At 73.0% G+C, this 18095-nt stretch carries 9 protein-coding genes; 2 read left to right on the forward strand and 7 right to left on the reverse strand.

What is annotated here, in order from left to right:
• Window positions 1–47: 47 nt before the first annotated feature.
• The 6 genes from ACFWXC_RS35195 to ACFWXC_RS35220 form a co-directional block, all read right to left on the reverse strand.
• Window positions 48–4763 carry an amino acid adenylation domain-containing protein gene (locus tag ACFWXC_RS35195; RefSeq protein WP_384485105.1) on the reverse strand — a complete coding sequence of 1572 codons (4716 nt, stop codon included), beginning with the start codon at window positions 4761–4763 and terminating at the stop codon, window positions 48–50.
• A 117-nt stretch (window positions 4764–4880) separates the two neighbouring features.
• Window positions 4881–6128: a glutamate synthase-related protein gene (locus ACFWXC_RS35200; protein ID WP_384485107.1), complete on the reverse strand. Its 1248-nt coding sequence runs from the start codon at window positions 6126–6128 to the stop codon at window positions 4881–4883.
• The gene (locus tag ACFWXC_RS35205) at window positions 6125–7117 is read right to left on the reverse strand and encodes an asparagine synthetase A (protein WP_384485109.1); all 993 of its coding nucleotides are present in this window, start codon (window positions 7115–7117) and stop codon (window positions 6125–6127) included. Before ACFWXC_RS35205 ends, ACFWXC_RS35200 begins: the two co-directional genes overlap by 4 nt.
• On the reverse strand, window positions 7114–8454 hold the full coding sequence (locus tag ACFWXC_RS35210; protein WP_384485111.1) for a methylaspartate mutase: 1341 nt from the start codon (window positions 8452–8454) through the stop codon (window positions 7114–7116). The genes ACFWXC_RS35205 and ACFWXC_RS35210 overlap by 4 nt, the downstream gene beginning before the upstream one ends.
• A complete protein-coding gene (locus ACFWXC_RS35215) occupies window positions 8451–8894 on the reverse strand; it encodes a cobalamin B12-binding domain-containing protein (protein WP_384485113.1) in 444 nt (147 codons plus the stop codon). Before ACFWXC_RS35215 ends, ACFWXC_RS35210 begins: the two co-directional genes overlap by 4 nt.
• A gap of 86 nt (window positions 8895–8980) precedes the next feature.
• Window positions 8981–10261, reverse strand: coding sequence for a helix-turn-helix domain-containing protein (locus ACFWXC_RS35220; RefSeq protein ID WP_384485115.1), 1281 nt, complete (start codon window positions 10259–10261; stop codon window positions 8981–8983).
• A gap of 264 nt (window positions 10262–10525) precedes the next feature.
• Between ACFWXC_RS35220 and ACFWXC_RS35225 the strand changes: the two genes are divergently transcribed.
• On the forward strand, window positions 10526–10711 hold the full coding sequence (locus ACFWXC_RS35225) for a hypothetical protein (protein WP_384485117.1): 186 nt from the start codon (window positions 10526–10528) through the stop codon (window positions 10709–10711).
• Window positions 10712–10807: 96 nt separating this feature from the next.
• Here ACFWXC_RS35225 and ACFWXC_RS35230 read toward each other — a convergent pair whose 3' ends face one another.
• Window positions 10808–13852 carry a BTAD domain-containing putative transcriptional regulator gene (locus ACFWXC_RS35230; protein ID WP_384485119.1) on the reverse strand — a complete coding sequence of 1015 codons (3045 nt, stop codon included), beginning with the start codon at window positions 13850–13852 and terminating at the stop codon, window positions 10808–10810.
• Between the two features lie 415 nt (window positions 13853–14267).
• Between ACFWXC_RS35230 and ACFWXC_RS35235 the strand changes: the two genes are divergently transcribed.
• Window positions 14268–18044 (forward strand): family 78 glycoside hydrolase catalytic domain, encoded by a 3777-nt coding sequence (locus ACFWXC_RS35235; RefSeq protein ID WP_384485121.1) that lies wholly within the window; start codon window positions 14268–14270, stop codon window positions 18042–18044.
• The last annotated feature ends 51 nt before the right edge of the window (window positions 18045–18095 follow it).

The raw sequence follows: 18095 nt of genomic DNA on the forward strand, positions 1-18095 counted from the left end.
GTAGGGCCGGCGCGGGGCGCGTGTCGGACACGCGGTGTGCCGTGTGCTCAGACCGGCAGCAGTTCGGCGATCGCGCTCACGGTCCTGGCCCGGAACACCAGGTGCGGCGGGACGCGGGTGCCGGTCTCCCTGGACAGGCGCATCGCGACGCGTACGGCCGACAGGGAGTTGCCGCCGATCCGGAAGAAGCTGTCGTGGCGGCCCACCTCGTCCAGGCCGAGGATCTCCCGCATCACGTCGGCCACCAGGCGCTCCCGGCCGACCAGCGCGGCGTCCCCGCCGCCGTCCCCGTCCCCTCCGGAAGCTGCCGCCGGGGCCGGCAGGGCACGCCGGTCGGCCTTGCCGTTGGCGTTCAGGGGCAGCGCGTCCAGGACGTCGAGGGTGGCCGGGACCATGTACTCCGGGAGCCGCCCGGACAGGTACCGGAGGAGAGCGTCGGGGTCGGCCGTCGCGGACCCGTCGGTGACGGTCGTGACGTAAGCGGCGAGCCGCCGGTCCCCGGGGGCGGGCTCGTACACGGCGACGACGGCCTCCCGTACGCCCGGGTGACGGGTGAGGAGGTCCTCGATCTCGCCCGGTTCGACCCGGAAGCCCCTGATCTTGACCTGGTCGTCGGCCCGGCCGGTGATCTCCAGCGTGCCGTCCGCCGTGCGGCGCCCGAGGTCCCCGGTCCGGTACAGCCGCCCCCCGTAGCCGCCGGGATCGGCGACGAAACGGGTGGCGGTGAGGCCGGGCCGGCCCGTGTAGCCGAGGGCCAGACCGCAGCCGGCCGTGTAGAGCTCGCCGGTGACACCGGGTTCGAGGGGCCGCAGGGCTTCGTCGAGGACGAGGACGTCCTTGCCGTACAGCGGACGGCCGATGGGGATGGAGGCGGTCGTGACGTCCTCGGGCACGACGGTGTGGCAGGTGGTGAGGCCGAGGCTCTCGACGGGGCCGTAGCCGTTGGCGACCCGGAGACCGGGGAACATCTCCAGCGCCTTGGCGACATGGGTCACCGAGGCCCGCTCGCCGGCGGTGAAGGCGGTGCTCAGTCCGGCGAACGTGTCGGGAAGCTCCTCCAGGAGGAAGTTGAACAGGCTCGCGGACAGCTGGAGTTGGGTGACCCCGTGACGGCGGGTGAGCTCGGCGACGGTCTGCGGGTCGGGCCGCTGCCCGGTCTGCAGGACGCAGGTGCCGCCGAACATCAGGGCGCCGTACAGCTCAAGGGCGAAGGCGTCCCAGGACACCGGGGAGCACTGGAGCCAGACCTCGTCCGGGCCGAACCGGGCGTAGTCCTGGCCCGCGTAGGTCCCGGTCAGGGCGCGGTGCGGCACGGCGACACCCTTGGGGCGGCCGGTGGAGCCGGAGGTGAACATGACGCAGGCCAGGTCGTCGCCGGTGACGGGCAGGCCGGGGTCGTACTCCGGGTGGCGGGCCAACTCCCCCGCGACGGCGTCCAGGTCGATGTGCGCGCCCTGCCAGGCGAAGGGGACCTCCTGGCCGCGATGGGTGATCAGGTGTCCGGCGCCGCTGTCGGCAGCCGCCCCGGCGAGCCGCTCGGCCGGGAAGTCGGGGTCCAGCAGGGTGTATCCGGCGCCGGTCTTCAGCGCCGCGAGCAGGGCCACGACGAGGTCGAAGCCGCGCTCGACGAGCACCGCGACGACGGTCCCGCGCCCGGCCCCCTGTTCGGCGAGGTGGTGGGCGAGCCGGTTGGCCCGCGCGTTGAGCTGCCCGTAGGTGAGGTGCTCGTCGCCGGCGATCAGCGCGGTGGCGTCCGGGGTGCGGGCGGCGGCCGCCTCGAACAGGGTGTGCGCGGGGGCGGCGACGGCCGCGGCCAGTGCGCCCAGCCAGCTGTCGCAGAGCGCCTCCATGGTCCCCGCGTCGAACAGTTCGGTGTCGTACTCGAAGCGGCCGGTGAAACCGGTGCCCAGGTCGTCGACGGAGACCGACAGGTCGAACCGGGAGACCCCTTGCCTGTGGAGCTCACGGGTGACGGAGATGCCGTCGACCTCCAGCGGGCGAGTGTCCAGCGGATGCAGTTCGAGCAGGACCTGGCAGAGCGGGTTGCGGTCCCGGGGCGGGTCGGTGACGACCCGGTCGACGATCGCGTCGAAGGACGCGTCCTGGTTGCGGTAGGCGCCCACCGAGACGTCCCGGACGTGGCGTACGAGGTCGCGGAACGGCAGGTCGAGGTCGACCCGCAACCGCAGCGGCAGCAGGTTGACGAAGTAGCCGATCAGCCCGGCGGCTCCGGCCCGGCCGCGCACGTTCACCGGCGAGCCGATGACCATGTCCCGCTCCCCCGAGCGCCGGTGCAGTGTGGTCGCCAGCGCGGCCAGCAGCACCATGAACGGGGTGGCGTCCTCCTCGCGCGCCAGCTCGCGCACCGCCCGCGCGACCGGCTCCGGCATCGTGAAGCTGTGATGGGCGCCGCGGAACGCCTGAAGTTCGGGGCGGGGCCGGTCGGTGGGCAGCGCGGTGGTCCCCGGCACGTCCGCCAACTGCCCGTCCCAGTAGGCGAGCTGGGCGTCGGTGGCGGCGGCCACGGCGTCGTCGTACTGCCAGGCGCTGTAGTCGGCGTACTGCGCGTCGAGTTCGGGCAGCCGGTGCGGGCGGCCGACGCGCAACGCCTCGTAGGCCTCCTTCAGTTCGGTCTCCAGGACCGGCAGCGAGCCCTCGTCCCACACGATGTGGTGCAGGACCAGGACGAGCACGGTCCCCCCGTCCGGCACGCGCAGGACGTGGGCACGCAGCAGCGGTCCGGTCTCCAGGTCGAACGGCTCCACGGCGGCCGCCGCGATCAGCTCACCGGTCCGCTCGTGGGATGTCTCGGTGACGGTGAACGGCACGGTGACGCTCTCCCGGACGACCTGCCGGGGGCCGGTGTCGCCGAGGACGAAGCAGGTGCGCAGGCTCTCGTGCCGGGCCACCACGGTCTCCAGGGCCCGGCGCAGCAGGCCGAGGTCGGGGTCCGCGGCGAAGCGGAACACCCAGGGCACGTTGTAGGTGGCCGAGCCCGGGTTCCACTGGTCGAGGAACCACAGGCCACGCTGGTACGCCGACAGGGGTGCCTCGATGCGCCCCGACCGGGTCAGGGCCGGGAGCCGCTCGCCCTCGGGGGCGGTGGCGACGGCGGCGAACTCCGCGAGCGTCGGGGCCTCGAAGATCGCGTACGGGGAGACCACGCCGAAGACGTCCGCGACACGCCCGACGACGCGCACCGCGGTGAGCGAGTCGCCGCCGAGGTGGAAGAAGTTGTCGTGGACGCCGACGTCGGGCACGCCCAGGACATCGGACCACACCCCGGCGAGCAGCCGCTCGGCCTCGGTGCGCGGAGCGACGTACCCGTCCCGGGCCGACCCCTCCTCGGCGCCCGGGTGCGGCAGCGCGGTCCGGTCGATCTTGCCGCCGGCGGTCAGCGGGAAGGCGTCCAGGACGGTGAGGCTGCCGGGGACCATGTGCTCGGGCAGGCGGTCCGCGAGGAACGCGCGGACCTCGCGGTACTCCGGCGGCACCGGCGCGGTGGTGGTGGCGTAGGCGGCGAGGCGGCCCTCGTGGGCGGTCACCACGCAGGCGGCGACCGACGGGTGGGCGGCCAGCGCCTGTTCGACCTCGCCGGGCTCGACCCGGAAGCCGCGGATCTTCACCTGGTGATCGGTGCGCCCGACGAACTCCAGGGCACCGCGGGCCCGCCGCACCAGGTCGCCCGTGCGGTACATACGGGTACCCGGCACGGCCGAGAACGGGTCGGCCACGAAGCGTTCGGCGGTCGCCGCGGGACGGTGCCAGTAGCCGGAGGCCAACAGCGGGCCGCCGACGTGGAGTTCACCGGCGGTGCCGTCGGGCACCGGGCGCAGGGCGTCGTCCAGCACGTACAGGGCGCGGTCGCCGAGCGCGTCGCCGATCGGGACGCGAAGCTCGCCGTCGGTCGGTTCCGCCGGCTCGTGGACGTCCTGGACGGTGGCGGTGACCGTCGTCTCGGTGGGCCCGTACGCGTTCAGCAGCGGGACGCCGGTGAGTTCGGTCCAGGCGGCCGCCGTCTCCGGGTACAGCCGGTCGCTGCCGGAGATCATCAGTCGCAGCGACCCGGGGACGCGGGCACCGGCCCGCAGGGCGGCGACGACCTCCTGGAAGTAGCCGGCGGACAGGTTGGCGAGCGTGACCTCCTCGGCCGCCAGCAGGGCGAGCAGTTCACCGGCCGCCAGCAGTCCGCGCTCCGGTACGACCAGGCAGGCGCCGGTCGTCAGAGTCGTCAGGACCTGTTCGACGGCCACGTCCACGGAGGGCCGCGCCATGTGCAGGACGACGTCCTGGTGGGTGATGCCGAACCGGGCGGTGGCGGCCTCGATGTGCCGCGCCAGCACGGACTCGGCGACATGGACGCCCTTCGGGCGGCCGGTGGTGCCCGAGGTGTGGACGAGGTAGCCGGAGCCGCCGGCCGGACCGGATGCCAAGGCCCCGACCGTGAGTTCGCCGTGGGTCAGGAATGCAGTCGCCCCGGCGTCGCGGACGATGAACTCGGTGCGCTCCGCCGGGGCGTCGGCGTCGACCGGCAGATAGATCCCGCCGGCCCGCAGCACGGCCAGCAGCCCGACCACGTGATCGAGACGGTCCCGGCCGGACACCGCGACGACCTGGCCCGCCGCGATGCCCGCTGCCAGGGCGCCGGTCAGCCCGTCGAGTTCGGCGTAGCTGAGGGTCCGGCCGGCGCCGCGCACGGCGGGCCGGTCGGAATGGCGGCGTACGGCCGCCGCGAATGCGAAGGGAATACCGCGTGAGGACATGGGTTCACCCCGATGATGGAAAGCCCGCGGAATGCGCGACGCGAGAAACGCTAGGTCGCGCTCATCCGGTGGACGGGCAGATGGAGAGGAAGAAGAACGGCAATATCGACGGCCCGGTCAATTGCCGTCCGGGGACCAGACGTCCTGCTGGTCGAGCGCGTCCGGGGCGTATTTTCCCAATGCGCTGATCAGCAGCCGCATTTCCATGGCGAGGCATTCCGTGAAGCGGATCAGCCCCTGGTCGGGGTCCTCCGCGACGGACAGCAGCGCGGCCCGGCCCAGGCCGACGGCACGTGCGCCCAGCGCCAGGCTCTTGACGGCGCGGACGCCCTCCCACATCCGGCCCGACACCAGCAGGCAGGGCGGCGGGTCGGCCGCCAGACGCCGCAGGCACACGGCGAGCGGCAGCCCGACCCGGCCGGTGAACGCGACGGGCGCCCAACCGGTGCCGCCTTCGGCGCCGTCCACCGTCACCGCGTCCGCGCCCGCGTCCACGGCCACCCGCGCCGCCTCCGCGACATCGCGGCCGGGGTGGAGTTTGACCCAGACCCGGGCCCGGGGGAAGTTGTTGCGCATCAGCCGGATCTGCTGGCGCAGGATCTCCGCCGTGAACGTGCCGGGGCTGCTGGAGCGCAGTACGTGCCGCTCGCCGAGGGCCTCGGTGTCCAGGCCGTACCGGTCGCCCAGTCGTGCTGCCGCAGCCATGTCGAGGACGGTCATCCCGCCGAGCCCGGGCTTGGCGCCCTGTCCCGTCTTCAGCTCGAAGGCGAGCCGTCCTGAGTCCAGCAAGGGCCGGGCGGTCGGGTCGCTGTAGACGAGGTTCCAGACCTCGGCGTCGGCGTCCTCGGTGCTCTGCTGCACGGCCACTCCGCCGAGCCCGTCGGGCAGTTCGTCGGTGTACGCGCGCAGCCGGCCGAGCAGCGTGGCCGTGGCGTCGCCGGCCGGGCCGTCCAGCCGACCGTAGCCGTGCACCGGGACCACGTTCTCGCCGATGACCATGGGCAGTCCGAGGCGGCCGGCCTGGCGGCTCAGCGCGTGGCCGGGATCGCCGCCGGCGGCCCGGGTGGAGCCCAGCGCCGACACGTACACGGGCAGTGCGGCGGTGAAGCCGCCGATGCCGGTGGTGAGTTCGACGTCGTCGTACATCGGCTCGCGGCCCAGTTCGATCAGCTTCTTCAGCCGCTCCTCCATGAAGACGGGCGGGACGAGACGCATCCGGTCCAGGTCGTCCTCCGGGCCGGTGGGTGCGCAGGCGCCGAAGAGCACGCGTCCGTAGTCCTCGGCGGCCGGGAACGCGGCCGCCGCTCCCGACCGGGCCCGGCGGCGGACCTCGTCCTCGGGGAAGGCGGGGGCGACGGGGCTCACGGCGAGACCACCCCGGGCAGTTTGGGGAAGGCGTTGGCCTGCCACACCGCGTCCCGTCCGGCCACGTACCGGGTCAGTCGCTCGACGCCGATGCCGAAGCCCGCGCTGGCGGGGACGCCCTCGCGCACCAGGTCGAGGTACCAGCGGTACTTCTGCGGGTTCTCGCCGGTCTCCCGCATCCGGGTGACGATCTGCGCGTAGTCGTTCGTCCGCTCGCTGCCGCTGCACAACTCGCCGAAGCCCTCGGGGGCGATGAGGTCGAAGTTGCGCAGCACACCGGGTTCGGTGCGCGACTCGCGGTCGTAGAAGCCGCGGGATCCCTTCGGGTAGTCGGTGACGAAGAACGGGCGCGTGGCCTTCGACGAGAGCAGTGCCTCGCCCGCCCAGTCGATCTCTGCGCCGGGGTTCTGGTCGTGTCCCACGACCCGCAGTTCGGCGACTGCCTCGGTGTGCGTGAGCCGGCCGAACGACCCGTGCAGCAGCTCGGTGAAGGCGTCGACGTCCCGGCCGAGCCGTTCGAAGTCGGCGGGCAGCGCGTCGCGGGTGGACCGGACCATGTGGACGACGAGGTCCTCGAGGAGTCCGGTGATCCGCTCCCGGTCCGCGCCGGCCACCTCCACGTCCAGCTGGTGGAACTCCGCGAGGTGCCGGTCCGTGTCGGTGGTCTCCAGCGGTTCCAGACGGACGTTGGGGGCGATGCAGAAGATCTTGTCGAAGGCCAGCAGGGAGGCCTGCTTGTAGAGGATGGCGCTGGTCATGAGCTTGTAGCGGTGGCCGTAGAAGTCGATGTCCACCTGCTTGGAGCCGCGGCTGCCCGGGTCGGTGACCGGCCCGATGACCGGCGGCAGCATCTCGGTGAACCCGGCCGACGTCAGGTACTCGCGGGCGGCCGCGATCAGCCGGTTCTGGATGCGCAGGGTGCTGCGGGTGGCCGGAGACGTGAGGTGTGCCCGGGGGTCGGGCGGGGAGTTGGGCACGTCGTGGTTCATGGTTGCTGATCCCATCTGTCGGTTGATTGGGCGTGGACGGGGTGGGACGGGCACCGGGCGGTCTCGGCCCGGGCGCGCCGGTCGAAGGTCCGCTGGACGTAGGACAGGGCGGCCATCAGGCCGTCCGAGCCGAGGATCGGAGACCGGCCCCGCTCGGGCCTGCCGGGCAGCGGCATCGCTCCGGCGGCGGACCAGTACAGGCGGCCGTCGGCGTCCAGGCCGCCGCGGGCGCGCCCCGCGTTGTCGGGGTGGAGGCAGAACGGCACGTCCAGGTAGCCGCGGGCGAAGGCGGTCACCAGGGCGCGGCCGATGTCCCGGTCGAGGCCGAGGACGGCGTCGATCAGGGCGCTCGCCTCCGCGTGGATCCCGGTGTCCGGGGCATCGGGCGGCCTCGGCGCGGATGCTTCCGCGGCGGCCGCCTCCGCGGCCGTCTCCAACGCCCGTACGTTCTCCGCGACGGTGGGGATGCGGTGCGCCTCGGCGGTCGTCTTCACGATGAGCCGGGCCGCGCCGGTGCGGACCGCCAGCCGGGCCGCCTCCCGCAGGAGCAGCCGCGCTCCTTCGGGGGTCAGCGGGTACATCCCCATGTGCGCGTAGACGACGATGTGCCATTCGATGTCCGGCAGCAGTGCGGCGGCGAGCCGGGACAGCGCGGTGACCGCCTCCTCGTCCTGGCGGGCGTTGGCCTGCTGCGCGTAGCTGAGGGAGACGCTGCGCAGCCCGTGCTGCCGGAAGAAGAGGGCTTCGAGCACGCTGAGCGCGATCAGCAGGCCGGGCGGGCAGAGCTGGCCCATCATGCAGCCGCCGAACGTCTCCAGATGGGGGCGTGCGCCGGTCTGCTGGGCCTCTGCCAGCAGCGCGCAGGTTCGTTCCCAGGAGGCCACGGCCACGTTGAGCGGGACCCGGCTGTAGGGCAGGCAGTACGAGACGGGGCCGCCCTCGGTGGCGTCCAGTCCGGCGGCCAGCAGCGCGGTCACGATCTTCTCCGGGCGGGCCGAGCCGTGCCGGACCTGCACCGGGAACGCGTCGTCCGCGACCCCACTCAGCACCTGCCGGGTCACGGCCGGGTCGTAGGTGGTGATCGGGTAGCCGTTGAGCGCCACGCCCTGGGCGACGGCCCGCCGGGCCGCCACGGCGTCGCCGGTCCGCGTGTAGCTGTCCACGGTGAGGGTGCCGACCGTGGTGGCCGTCGCGCCGCGGGTGGCCCGCAGACCGTCCCGCATCCGGTCGGGGCGGCTCATTCCCATCCGCGGCTGCACCACCAGGTGGCCCCGGGCCTGTGCCCGGGTCACGAAGCGCCCGAACGGCACCGGTGGTGAGGCCGGCCCGGCGGTCATACCGGCACCGCCCGGGACAGCGCGCGGACGAACGAGCGCAGCTCGTCGGCGGAGGCGCTCTCCTCGAAGACCTTGTCGAAGCCGGCCGCCCGCAGCGTCCGCGCGACCGACCCGTCGTCGGCGCCCGTGATGCCGAGCTTGCCGCCGATCACCACCTGGGTGCGAAGGAGTTCGGGACAGGCACGGAGTCCGGGGATGACCCGCTGGGCGTCGATGAACCCGTGTCCGTTGACGCTGCTGAGGACGATCAGGTCGGGGGCCAGTCGCCGGCACTCGGCGATCAGGTCGGCGTCCGGGACGCAGGCGCCCAGATTGGTGACACGGTGGCCGAGTTCTTCCAGCAGCAGTTGCAGGAAGACCAGATTCCAGGTGTGTGCGTCCGACGCCATGGTCGAGACGACGACGTCCAGGCCGACGCGCTCGGCCTTTCCCAGTTCCACAGGGATTCCTCGTTGGTTCAGTAGGGATGGGGAGGTGGGGGGAACGGTGGGGAGGCGAGCGGCGAGGTGAGGGGGCTCGTGGCGGGTCAGGAGACCAGCGCCGCCGGGAACGGTGTGCGGGTCAGGGGCTCACCGGGCACCGGCGCCAGGCCCGGGGTGCCGTACTGCTCCCGGCAGACCGTGCGGACGAGGTTGAGTACGGCGAACCTGGCGCTGCCGCGATCCGGGGTCAGGCGGAGCAGACCGCGTGAGAGGAGTTCGTGCAGGGACTGGTGACAGTGCCGTGCGCTCCGGCCGGCGGCCGCCGCTGCCTCTTCCAGGGACCAGTCGGATGCCGAGTCCGACAGCAGTCGTACGAAGGCCAGCTGATCGGCGGTCAGTGAGCGCAGGGCCTCGTCCAGGGCCTCGCGCACATCCCCGCGTTCGCAGTGCGTGACCGGTGGGGCGGCCAGCCCGAACGGGGAGGCGGACAGCCGTTCGGTCAGCCGGCCCGGGGATTCGAGCAGCGTCCAGCCGGCCGCGTACTCCAGTGCCCGGGGCAGCCCGTCCAGATAGGCGCAGAGTCCGGCGATGGCCAGGGTGTCGGACGGCTCCAGGGTGAGGCCGGGGCGGAGCCGCCGCATGTGGGCCAGCATGAGCCGCACGGCCGGCACCTCCGCCAGGTCCCGTGGTGCCGTGTCCGGACCGGGCGTGTCCAACGGCGCCAGCGGGACCACCTGTTCACCGTCGAGCGACAGCGGCGACCGGGTGGTGATCAGTACCCGCAGACCCGGGCGACGGTGGAAGACCCGGTCCAGCAGGGTGTGGTCCAGCCCGTCGTCGGCCCCGTCGAGCACCAGGAGCGCGGGCCGGTCGCCCGCCACCTCCACGAGGCCGGCGCCGCCGGCGAGCGCGGCCAGGGACCCCCGGTCCCCGCAGGACACCCAGTGCACCGGCCAGCGCTCCGAGCGGTGCGTGCGCCAGGCAGCCTCCAAGGCCAGCCGGGTCTTGCCCACCCCGCCCAGGCCGACGACCGACACCAGCCGGTCGCCGTCCCCGGTGAGGCAGTGCGTGAGCGTCGCGGTCTCCTGTTCGCGCCCGACGATCGCGGTGCGCGGCGCGGGCGGGGTGGCGGGCTCCTCGGCGGGCGCCTGCCGGCGTGCCGCCGCCTCGAAGGCGGAGCGCGCGCGGCCGGTCAGCCGCAGCGCGTCGGCCATCAGCCGTACGGTCTCGTGCCGGGGCCGCCTGACCCGGCCGGCCTCCATGTCCCGCACCGCACGCACGCTCAGCGTCGCGTGATCGGCCAGGCACTGCTGGGTCATTCCGGCGCGTTCGCGCCGGGATCTGAGCAGTTCGCCGAAGCCGGACACCGGCTGACCACCATCCATGCCGCTTTCCCTTCACATCACCACACCGACGATCGGGCCGAGGCCAGGTCCGGTCTCCGCCTGGAATGGATGGTGGTGGGGACGGATATACGGGGGATCATCAGCCGTCCCCGGCCGTGAAGGCGCGGCGGTGATCGGGCCTCCATCCTGTGTAGATCGGACATCGGCAGTCTCGAACCAGAACGAGGCACACGGCCTCACCGGGCTCCCCCCGGTACCCGAGACCCAGTTCCTGGGCCCGATCCCGAAGGCGGATGGCACCTGATGAAGGCAATCCCGAAGTCCCTGGTCCGGCGTAAGGCCACGCTCCTGTTCGCCACCGTGGGCTGTGCCGCCGCGCTGACCGCGACGGTGTCGGTGGGCACGCACTCGCACGCCCCGAAGCCGGCCCACTCCACGACCGTGCTGGCCGACGGCGGGGACCCGGACGAGTGGAACAGCACGGGCTGATCGGGACGGCCGCCCGTACGGGTGAGCGGCTCAGCCGACCTTCGGCTGGGCCGCTCATTCGTTCAACGGGCCACCCGGGTAAGGGCGTTCACGCTCTCACGGGCCTGCTGTCACATCCGGCAGCCGTGCCGCCAGCTGCTCCGCCTCATCGGCGTCGGGCAGTCCCAGGCGGGTGAAGACGGCGACCGCCTGGCGTGCCCGGGTCAGCGCCGCCGGGTGGTCGCCGAGGTCGGCGAGCGCCCGGCCCAGGACCAGCAGGGCGTTGCCCTTCTCGCGCTCGGCGCCGAGCTCCTCGCACAGGGCCAGGGCCGTCTCCGCCTCGGACAGCGCGAGGTCCGGTTTCCCCATCACCCGCCAGGTGGCCGCGAGCCGGGACCTGACCTGCGCCTCTCGGCCGCGGATACGGAACGCCGTGCAGGTCTCCAGGCACCTGGTGTAGCTGGTGACGGCGTCCGGGTGGCGCTCGAGTTCGTGCAGTGCCATGCCGTGGACGTACCACGCGTAGGAGGTGCCGTGCGGGTCCGCCACGTCCCGCAGTTCGGCCAGGACCTCCTCGCACATGCTGACGGCCTCCCGCGCGCGGCCGCTGCGCAGCCGTGCCTGGGCGGCGTTCAGCCGGGTCACCAACTCGCCCGAGCGGTGGCCCAGTTCCCTGGCCAGTTCGATCGCCCGGTCGTAGGAGTCCACGGCGTCGGCGTAGCGGTGCTGGAACTGGGCTATCAGACCGCGGTCGTTGAGGATCTGCCGCAGGATGACGGTGTCGCCGGCCCGTCGGCAGGCTTCGGTGGCCAGCCGGGTCTGCGACTCGGCCTCGGCGAGCTGGGTGTTCTGCAGCGCGGCGTTGCCGCACACGAACCGGGCCCGGCCCTCGGCCTGGTCGTCGCCCCGCAGTGCGGCGGCCTCGGCCACCACCCGGGCCGCCGTGGCCAGCTGCGCGTACGGGATGTCCCGTCCGAAGGGGGTGAGCGCGACCAGCAGGTCGGTGGCCGTGCGCAGCATGGGGGTGTCGCCGCCGAGCGCGAGCCGGGCGGCGGCGGTCACCGCGTTCGTGGTGCAGTCGAACTCCGAGGTCACCCAGGCCCGTGCGTCGGCCAGCGTGGCGAACCGGTGTCCGGACGTGGCGCCGCCGCCGAGGATGGCGCCGACCGGATCGCCGGGCACCATGCTCTGGAACGCCGCACAGGCCACGTCGAGAAGATGGTCAAGGAGCCGGCCCAGGGCGGCGGTTCCCTCGGCGCCCGCAGGGCCGGACGGCTCGCCGGTGCGGTGCGCCGCGGCGGGGGCCGTCAGCTGGAGCGCGAAGGACCGGAGCAGGTCGTGGTAGCGGTACCGGCCGGGCAGCGGCGCCTCCAGCATGGCCGCGTCGACGACCGACTCCAGCAGGTCCTCGGCCTCGTACTCGTCCAGTTCGAGCACCACCGCGGCGGCCTCGAGGCCGATGCCGGGCCGGGCGAGCGGCGCGAGCAGCCTGAAGGCCCGGGCCTGGTCGTCCGTGAGCTGGCGGTAGCCGAGTTCGAAGGCCGCGGCCACGCCCAGGTCTCCGGCGCGCAGTTCTCCGATGCGCAGCCGTTCGTCGGCGAGCCGGGCGGTCATGGTCTCGATCCGCCACCGGGGGCGGGCGGCGAGCCGTGACGCCACGATCCGCACGGCGAGCGGCAGATGTCCGCACAGGGCCACCAGCTCGGCGGCGGCCCCGGGTTCCTCCGCGACACGCCCCGCACCCGCGATCGAGCGGAGCAAGGAGAGGGCCTCGGCGGTGTCGAAGACGTCGAGATCGGTCTGGAGGATGGTGAGCAGGCCGCTCAGCCGGCCCCGGCTGGTGATGATCACCCCGCAGTCGGCCGAGCCGGGCAGCAGCGGTCTCACCTGGGCGGGGTCGCGGGCGTTGTCCAGCATGAGCAGGATGCGGCGGCCGTCGAGCGTCGTACGGAAGAGGCGGGCGCGGTCCTCGGTGGCGGCGGGCAGGCTGTGTCCGGGGGTTCCGAGCGCGGTGAGGAAGCTGCCCAGGACGGCTGCCGGGTCGGCGGGTTCCAGGCCGTTGCCGTGCAGGTCGGCGTAGAGCTGCCCGCCGGGGAAGTCGGGTTTGGCCCGGTGCGCGGCGCGGAGGGCGAGTGTGCTCTTGCCGATGCCGCCCATCCCGCTGATGGAGACGACGGGCAGGGCCACCCGGGCGGGGTCGGTGAGGGCGCCGCACAGTGCCTCGACCTCACTCGTCCGTCCGGTGAAGTCCGCCGCGTCGGCGGGTAACTGGGCCGGCCGCAGGGGCAGGGCGGGCACGGGCGCCTCGGCCGGTTCGGCGCGTTCGTCCGCCTCGGCCGCGGCCTGCGTGGCCGTCGCCGAAGGCCTGGCCGGGTCCGTGCCACGGCCCGCCGCGGACCCCATGAGCTGCGGGTCGCCGGCGAGAACCTGGGCATGCAGACCGGTCAGCTCCGGGCCGGGATCGATGCCCAGTTCGTCGGCGAGCACCTGGCGCGCCCTGCCGAACACCGCCAGTGCCTCGGCCTGGCGTCCGGTGGCGTAGAGCGCCCGCATCAGAAAGCCGTAGGGTCTCTCCTGCATCGGATGCTCGTGCGTGAAGGCGATGAGGTCCGGGATGACCAGGCCGTGCTGCCCCTCCCGGAGACGATGCTCGAACCTCTGCTCCCTCAAGGTGAGCCGCAGCGCGCTGAGCCGGGAACGCTGTTGTTCGGCGAACGGTCCCGGCACACCGGCCAGGGGTTCGCCCTGCCAGAGGGCGAGCGCCTCGTTCAGCAGGCTGCCGCACTCCGTCTCCCGGCCGGCGTCCCGTGCCCGCAGGGCTTCGGCCGCGAGCACCTCGGCACGCACCGCGTCCACCGACGCCGGTGGGACCGTCAGTTGATAGCCGTCGCGCAGTGACACCAGGAGCTTGGGCGCGGCCCGGTCCTCCTCCATGATCTGCCGCAGTCTCCACGCGTAGGTGCGCAGGGTGGAGAGAGCGGAGTCCGGGGGCTCCTCGCCCCAGACCGCGCTGATCAGCTCGTGGGCGGAGGCCGCCCGGCCGGACCTGAGCAGCAGGGCGGTGAGCAGCGCCTGCTGCTGTGGAGACCTGGTGGGGAGGGCTACCCCGTTCCGCAGTACCTGCACGGCCCCGAGCACGACGAACCGAATGCCCTCGGCCATTCCCCTCCCCTGACCCCCAGCCTCCCCGCCGGGCGCATCCCGATGCTCTGCCAGCCGCAACTCACCTGCAAGCCGACAGACCGACTATCGAGATCTTTTGACCGAAAATCGCACTCGGTTCCGGCCAGCCGGGATCCCCGACCGGGCTCGGGCGCCTCACCCAGCGGTGCGCGAGGGTCGATGAAACGATGCGCCACCCTATTGACGCCCCTCATCAACTTTCATACATTTCCACCGCATTAACAGTTTGAAACGATTCAATTGCTTGCCCCGCACCGCGCTCTGCCCGGCGCCGGCCACGAACACCGACGATCGTCCGACCCGCCGCAGACCGCGACCGGACGGGAGCTCCCGTCCGCGTCCGCCGCCCACCGAGCCGTTCTGCTTCGCCCGACGCGCGTGAAGGAGTACTCCGTTGGCCAGTCAGACCACACCCCGCACCCCTGGCTCACCCGGTTCCCCCGACTCCGGCCTGCGCACGCCTCAGGAGGAATCCCCGGTCAGCCGACGCGGCTTCCTCGGCACGGCGTCGGCGCTGGCGGCGGGTGCTCTCGCCGCGGGAGCCGTCGGCACGTTCGCCGGCCGCGCGCAGGCGGCCACCGGAACACCCCCGGTCGGACCCGTCGGGCTGTCCCCGGCTCACTGGATCTGGTACCCGGAAGGCGATGCGGGCTCCGACGCCCCCGCCGGACACCGCTACTTCCGTACGAGTTTCACCGTCGCCGAGGGCGAGGTGACCGACGCGCAGCTCGTGGTCACCGGCGACGACTCGGTCGACGTATGGCTCAACGGGAGACCTCTCGCCGGCTCCCCCAGAGTCGCCCGGTCCTGGCGCGACGCCCTGTACGTGGACCTGCGGTCCGCCGTGACCGCGGGGACCAACACCATCGCGCTGGCGAGCCGGAGCGAGGGCGGCGCGGCCGGCGTCATAGGACGGATCCGTGTGCTGACCAGCGGCGGCACGACCGATGTCGTCACCGACGGCCACTGGTCGGCGGGCAAGGACGTGCCCGCGGGATGGGAACAGCCCGGCTTCGCCGACGGCGGCTGGCCGGCCGCCCGGGATCTCGGCGCCTACGGAACGGCCCCCTGGTACACCCGGGTCGCCGCTCCCGACCTCTCGTCCCCGTCCCCGCTGAGTGTGGCCGCCTGCACCGTGGAGCATCGCGCCCTCCCCCTGGGCGTGGACGCGGCACATCCGCGCTTCGGCTGGGTCCTCGACTCGGCGGAGCGGCAGCAGCGTCAGGGCGGCTACCGGATCCAGGTCTCGGCCACGGCCGACGGCTCCGGTGAGCTGTGGGACAGCGGGCGTGTCGCGTCCGACCGGCAGATCGACATCGCCTACGCCGGCGGGCCCCTGAAGAGCCTGACCCGCTACTTCTGGCGGGTGCGCGTCTGGGACACGCAGGGCCGGGCGGCCGCCTGGAGCAAGCCGAAGTGGTTCGAGACCGGACTGCTGGCGCCCGCGCAGGAGTGGTCCGCCGCGTTCATCGGGCGGCCGCCGGGCCCGGATCTCTCGGGGGCCGACTGGATCTGGTACCCGGAAGGCGATCCCGCGTCCCAGGCACCCGTCGCGACCCGCTGTTTCCGGCGCACCTTCACCCTTGCGGGCGCACCCGCCGCCGCGAGCCTGATCGTCACCGGGGACGACACCGCGGACGTCTGGGTCAACGGAACCCAGGTGAGCACCTCACGACGCGTGACCGACTCGTGGAAGAGCGCCGCCACGGTCGACGTCACCGCGTATCTCAGGAGCGGCGACAACACCCTCGCGGTCGCGAGCCGGAACACGAGCCTGTCCCCGGCCGGACTCATCGCCAAGCTCACGGTGCCGGGCGGCCCGACCGTGGTCACCGACGATGCGTGGAAGTCGCACCAGGACCCGCCCGCGGACTGGCAGAGCCCCGGATACGACGACAGCGCCTGGCCCGCCGCACGGGCGCTCGCCCCGTACGGCAGCGGTCCGTGGGGATCGAACGTCCAGGTGGTGGGGCCGGCGCCGATGCTGCGCAAGAGCTTCAGCGTGCGGGGGCGGGTCGCCTCGGCACGGCTGCTGACCACCGCGCTCGGTCTTCACGAGACGCGGCTCAACGGCACGAAGGTCGGCGACGACGTGCTGGCCCCCGGGTGGACCGACTACGCGAAGCGCCTTCAGTACAAGGTGTTCGACGTCGCCGCGCACCTCCGGCGGGGCGCCAACGTGCTCGGCGCGTGGCTCGGCAACGGCTGGTACTCCGGCAACCTGGGCTTCGCCGGCAGCAGGCACTACGGCACCCAGCCGTTCTACGGCGCACAACTGCTCATCACCTACACCGACGGATCCACCCAGCTGGTGACGACGGACCGCAGCTGGAAGACGGCCACCGGCGCGATCACCGCGGACGATCTGTACCAGGGCGAGACCTACGACGCGCGCCTGCACGTCGAGGGCTGGGACGCGGCGGACTTCGACGACAGCGGCTGGACCGCCGTCGCCGTCCACGACGGGCCCGTCCCGCGGCTGGTGGCACAGGTCGACAACGGTGTCACCGTGCAGCAGGAATTCCGCCCGGTGTCGGTGGCCGAGCCGCAGCCGGGGGTGTGGATCTTCGACCTGGGGCAGAACTTCGCCGGCTGGAACCGCATCGCGGTCCGCGGCGACGCCGGCACCACGGTCACCGTCCGGCACGGCGAGGTCCTCAACCCCGACGGCACGCTCTACACCACCAACCTGCGCGCCGCCCAGGCCACCGACTCCTTCACCCTCGCCGGCACCGGGAGCGTGGAGACGTACGAGCCCCGGTTCACCGTCCACGGCTACCGTTACGTCGAACTCAGCGGCCTGCCGTCCGGTTTCCGGCCCGACGCCACCACCGTCACCGGTCGCGCGGTGTGGACCGACGCCCGGCGGCCGGGCACGTTCAGCGCGTCGGACACGCTGCTCAACAAGCTCCAGCACAACATCGTGTGGGGCGAGCGCAGCAACATGCTCTCGATCCCGACCGACTGCCCCCAACGGGACGAGCGGCTGGGCTGGACGGGCGACATCGCCGCCTTCTGCTCGACCTCCACCTTCAACCTGGACACGCACGCCCTCCTCACCAAGTTCGTCGACGACCTGACGGACGCCCAGCAGGCGAACGGCGCCTTCACGGATGTCGCACCCGCGGTGATCGGCGGCTCCGGCACGGCCGGCTGGGGAGACGCGGGAGTGGTCATTCCCTACACGGTGTGGCAGCGCTTCGGCGACCTCACCGTCGCGGACCGGCACTTCACGGCGATGGCCCAGTGGGTCGACTATCTGCGCGCCACGTCCGGCAGCGACCTGATACGCGATCAGCAGACCTACGGCGACTGGCTCAACGTCGACGACAACACGGCCCAGGACCTCGTCTGCACGGCCTACTTCGCCTGGTCGGCCCGCCTGGTGGCGCGCATGGCCGCCGCCACCGGCCGCAGCGCCGAGGCCACCGCCTACGGGCAGCTCGCCGACCAGGTCGCGACCGCCTTCCGCGCCCGCTTCGTGTCGGACGACGGCACGGTCCGCGGCAACACCCAGACCGGCTACGTGCTGGCCCTGGCCTTCGAGCTGCTGCCGGCGTCCCTGGTCCGGGCCACCGCGGACCAGCTCGCCGCAAAGGTCGCGGCCACGGACGGACACCTCAGCGTCGGCTTCCTCGGCGTGGAGAACCTCCTGCCCGTGCTGGCGGACCACGGTCATGTCGAGACGGCGTACCGGATCCTGCTGCAGCGCGGCTTCCCCGGCTGGGGTTACATGATCGACCACGGCGCCACCACGATCTGGGAGCGCTGGGACGGCATCCGCACCGACGGCTCGTTCAACGACCCGGGCATGAACTCCTTCAACCACTACGGCCTCGGCTCGGTCGGCGACTTCCTCTACCGCCAGGTCGGCGGCCTCGGCCCCGCGAGCCCTGGATACGCCTCCCTGCGCATCGCGCCGCGGCCCGGCGGCGGCGTGACGTCCGCCGTCAGCACCTACGACACCCCGTACGGCAGCGCGGCGAGCAGCTGGGCCGTCTCCGGCGGCCGGCTCAGGCTGCACGTCACCGTGCCCGTCAACACGTTCGCCGCCGTCACCGTGCCCACCTCACGGCCGGAGTCGGTCGTCGCCCCGGCACAGGCCGTCCCGACGGGCCCGGCGAACTACCATCTGCCGGCCGGGCACTACACCTTCACGGCGGTCGTCTGAACCACGCGGAACGTGTGCGGGGACAGGCGTACGCGCCGTCCCCGCACCACC

This window comes from Streptomyces sp. NPDC058683, from assembly GCF_042716195.1.
Taxonomy (GTDB): Bacteria; Actinomycetota; Actinomycetes; order Streptomycetales; family Streptomycetaceae; genus Streptomyces.

What these genes read in the sequence shown, in the direction of transcription:
- ACFWXC_RS35205 (WP_384485109.1), bottom strand. Translation starts at nt 7,117, where the DNA reads ATGAACCACGACGTGCCCAACTCCCCGCCCGACCCCCGGGCACACCTC.
- ACFWXC_RS35195 (WP_384485105.1), bottom strand. Translation starts at nt 4,763, where the DNA reads ATGTCCTCACGCGGTATTCCCTTCGCATTCGCGGCGGCCGTACGCCGC.
- ACFWXC_RS35225 (WP_384485117.1), top strand. Translation starts at nt 10,526, where the DNA reads ATGAAGGCAATCCCGAAGTCCCTGGTCCGGCGTAAGGCCACGCTCCTG.
- ACFWXC_RS35220 (WP_384485115.1), bottom strand. Translation starts at nt 10,261, where the DNA reads ATGGATGGTGGTCAGCCGGTGTCCGGCTTCGGCGAACTGCTCAGATCC.
- ACFWXC_RS35230 (WP_384485119.1), bottom strand. Translation starts at nt 13,852, where the DNA reads ATGGCCGAGGGCATTCGGTTCGTCGTGCTCGGGGCCGTGCAGGTACTG.
- ACFWXC_RS35210 (WP_384485111.1), bottom strand. Translation starts at nt 8,454, where the DNA reads ATGACCGCCGGGCCGGCCTCACCACCGGTGCCGTTCGGGCGCTTCGTG.